Origin of the sequence: Planktothrix sp. FACHB-1355 (assembly GCF_014748295.1) — a bacterium.
GTDB lineage: Bacteria > Cyanobacteriota > Cyanobacteriia > Cyanobacteriales > Aerosakkonemataceae > Aerosakkonema > Aerosakkonema funiforme_A.
Genome location: NZ_JACJUP010000773.1, coordinates 1 through 3,479 on the forward strand (window position 1 = coordinate 1; position 3,479 = coordinate 3,479).

Below are 3,479 nucleotides of genomic sequence, written 5' to 3' on the forward strand. Positions count from 1 at the left end.
TCCAACCTTGTTCGCCACTTTCATCAACAAACACGACTCCTTGATGAATTGTTTCTAACATGGCGCTGAAGCGTGCTTGTAATTTATCCAGGCGTAGGGTAGTATCGCTAAACTTCAATAAAGTTCGCAATTGACCGAGTAGCGACTCGATCAACTGCTGCAAGTGCGAAGAGATATTCGCTTGGCGATACCAAATGAGCAAAATTGCCCCCCGCAAACTGCTTTCATCTTGCAGTGGCAACACCGCCAGGGATTTAGTTCCTTTGGCTAATAATACGTGAAAAGCATTGGGAGTGGACGGGTAATCTATATAATAAAGACAGCGATTTTGGGAGAGCGCTTCCGCGAAAAGTGCTGGCGTAGTCAAGCGAGCGGGTAAAGTTCTGGAAGGCAAACTTACCAAAACTTCTGCCGTCACCTCGTCTAGTTCCCGCAGAGCGATCGCCGCATCCGCACAAGCATAGTCGCGCAGTAAAGTCAAAACCTGACTGATAATTGTATTAGCCCGAATTTCCCCGCTACCGTACTTGGCAGTTATATCAATTTCCGAAAGAGTAGCCAGCACGGATTGAGAAGCCAATCGCCACTCGATATTTTGCAAAAACCGACGAATTAAGCTGCCGAATAATGGTAAAGTTGCTATTTCAACTGCCGGACGCAATAGCATCCCATCACCGTGCAGTATTCCGATTAGCAATGCCCCTAATCCCAGGAACGGCGCAACTCGCAGTGGAGAAAGAGGGAGTAGGGTGCAGAATGTGAATATCCCTGGTGCTAACAGCCACAGGAGTGTCCATTTCTCCACCACACCCAACAGGACAAGTAAGATAGCAAGACCGATGGAGACGGCTTCAAAAGTCGGCAGTCGATCGGGATGATGAAATGGTAACTGAGAACCCAAATTATTTTCTGTTATGCGGCAAGACATTGAGCGATCGCACTCGTTACTATCTCAGGCGCACTGATATGAGGTAAGTGACCTCGTGCGTCGATCCGAACAAGCTTACTTTGAGGAATTTTATCTGCCATGTATTCCCCGACTTGAGGTGGTACGGCAATATCATCACTCGCCTGTAGAATTACAGTCGGGACCTTCAGTCGCGACAAATCAGCTCGGTGATCCGACTGATAAATTACCTTAGCAACCGCTTGGGCGATATCGGGACGAGTTGCTGCCAGAGTTCTGGCAAACTCTGCCGCCAACTCGGGTTTATCTTCGGTAGCCATTGCTATGGGAGCAAAGCCGCTTGCCCACGCATAATAGTTGGCTGACATAGCTTCGTAAAAGGCATCCAATTCATCCTGCTCAAAGCCACCGTAATATCCAACATCATTGAGATAACGGGGAGAAGCATCCAGAAAGATCAGATCGCTGAAGCAATCTGGCTCAACTAATGCTGCCAAGAGGCTAACCATACCGCTAACAGAATGACCGACCAAAATGCTTTTAGTTAGCTTTAACTCGGCACACAAATCGAGCAAATCCTCTGCGTAACTGTAGAGGCTGCTGTAGCGACGCGGACTGTAAGCAGAAAAATCTGATTTACCCGCGCCGACGTGATCGAAAAGTACGATGCGAAAATTGGGCGCAAATGTTTCTACCTGTTGTCGCCACGCGGTCTGATCCGAGCCAAAGCCGTGGGCAAAGACGATCGTCCGATCGCCGCTACCTAAAACGTTGACGTTATTGCGCTGCATTATGCTAGTAGTCTTCATAAGCTAGCAATCCTTTTTTTGTTTACTTACTCAACAACTTAACTTAAGAACAAATTAAGGCTATATCAACTACGATAAAACTTTGGCTAATACCTAGACTACGAGAATATACGGTATTTGACACCTGTCTGAAAATGAGGTATTAGCCAAATAATTTCTGTCTGCCATTCTCCAGCAAAAATTAAGATTTTCTATGGAATTAGTATCGCAGTATTCAGCCCTCTTGCCTGTGACATGAGGTAAAATTATGTTTGATGTGATATTTCAAAAAGCTACAAAAGTTTAAGAAAGCCTTCTGTTTGTGAGAGACTTGTTTATTCTCTCCCTCTCCCACTCTCCCCCTCTCCCCTTCTCATGTCCGAGTCTCCCATTACCGTTACCGTCAAACTCTTCGCTGCTTACCAAGAAGCCTATGGCGTTCCGGAGCTAGTATTAGAATTCCCAGTTGCCACACCGATCGCAGCTGTGCTGGAGCGTTTGATTGCCGAACATCCCGAACTCGCCCAATGGCGCGATTTGACGCGCTTTGGCATCAATCTGGAGTTTGTCGAACCCAATACCCTCCTACAAGATGGCGATGAGGTGGTGCTGATTCCACCTGTGAGTGGAGGTTAGAAAAGTCAAAAGTCAAAAGTCAAAAGTCAAAAGAAAAAAGTTAAAAAAAAAGGGTCTATAGCCTGGGACGTTGCTGTTGAGAATATCCAAAACTTAATTTTCTACATAAGTTATCAATTTCTAAAATATTGCCTTTTGTTTAAATTTATTGGAATTCAATCCCACCAGTAGGTAATCGCGATCGCATCGGGCTGTTGAAAGTCCTTGCCCGAATAGATACTCTTCCAGTCGAGTGTCTATCAGGAAAACTCTGGATGAGTTGTAGAAATATTTCATAACTTGTAGAGATATTTCATTATTTGTAGAAATGTTTCATGACTTGTAGAAACCTTCGATTTAAGGTATTCACAGCAAACCCGACAAAAAAGGTCGGGTATATTTGACTCGCTGTGGAGGTCGTGCTAGCATCAATCGAAAGTTGACAGACACCGAGGGAGAGCAGGCACCATGACCCAGACGATCGCAGCCCAAGCAACCACAACCGCCACCTTTAAATCGCTCAAGTGTAAGGAGTGCGGTGCAGAGTACGAGCCCAAAGCAACGCACGTCTGCGAGTTCTGTTTTGGCCCCTTGGAAGTGGCTTACGATTACGATGCTCTCCGCCGCACTGTCACCCGCGAAACCATTCAGGCAGGGCCAAACTCAATTTGGCGCTACCGCCCGTTTTTACCGGTCGCTACCAACAACCCGATCGATGTGGGAACAGGCATGACACCGTTGGTGAGAGCAAATCGCTTAGCTCGTCGTCTGGGATTGAAAAAGCTATATATTAAAAACGATGCCGTCAATATGCCGACTCTCAGCTTTAAGGATAGGGTCGTGTCTGTCGCCCTAACTAGAGCTAGAGAGTTGGGTTTTTCTACAGTATCTTGTGCCAGTACGGGAAATTTAGCGAACTCTACAGCTGCGATCGCCGCTCATGCCGGTCTTGACTGTTGTGTCTTCATCCCCGCCGATTTGGAAGCAGGTAAAGTTCTCGGTACGTTGATTTATGGCCCCACCGTGATGGCGGTGCAAGGAAATTACGACCAAGTAAACCGCCTCTGCTGCGAAGTTGCCAATACACACGGGTGGGGATTTGTCAATATCAACCTGCGCCCCTACTATTCGGAAGGTTCCAAAACCTTGGGTTACGAAGTAATAGAACA

4 protein-coding genes are annotated in these 3,479 nt (G+C 46.6%); 2 read left to right on the plus strand and 2 right to left on the minus strand.

Annotation, left to right across the window (positions count from 1 at the left end; all coding sequences use genetic code 11):
* Together H6S82_RS24630 and H6S82_RS24635 are read right to left on the minus strand one after the other, a co-directional pair.
* The coding region (locus tag H6S82_RS24630) for a GAF domain-containing protein (RefSeq protein WP_191056861.1) at nucleotides 1–928 on the minus strand (928 nt) is incomplete at its 3' end.
* Nucleotides 913–1,716: an alpha/beta hydrolase gene (locus H6S82_RS24635; RefSeq protein WP_190467121.1), complete on the minus strand. Its 804-nt coding sequence runs from the start codon at nucleotides 1,714–1,716 to the stop codon at nucleotides 913–915. The genes H6S82_RS24630 and H6S82_RS24635, both read right to left, overlap by 16 nt.
* Nucleotides 1,717–2,070: 354 nt before the next feature.
* Here H6S82_RS24635 and H6S82_RS24640 point away from each other — a divergent pair, with 354 nt between their 5' ends.
* Together H6S82_RS24640 and thrC are read left to right on the plus strand one after the other, a co-directional pair.
* Nucleotides 2,071–2,331 carry a MoaD/ThiS family protein gene (locus H6S82_RS24640; RefSeq protein WP_190467124.1) on the plus strand — a complete coding sequence of 87 codons (261 nt, stop codon included), beginning with the start codon at nucleotides 2,071–2,073 and terminating at the stop codon, nucleotides 2,329–2,331.
* Between the two features lie 447 nt (nucleotides 2,332–2,778).
* Nucleotides 2,779–3,479, plus strand: a 701-nt coding sequence (gene thrC / locus H6S82_RS24645) for a threonine synthase (RefSeq protein ID WP_191056862.1), incomplete at its 3' end; no start/stop codon positions are given.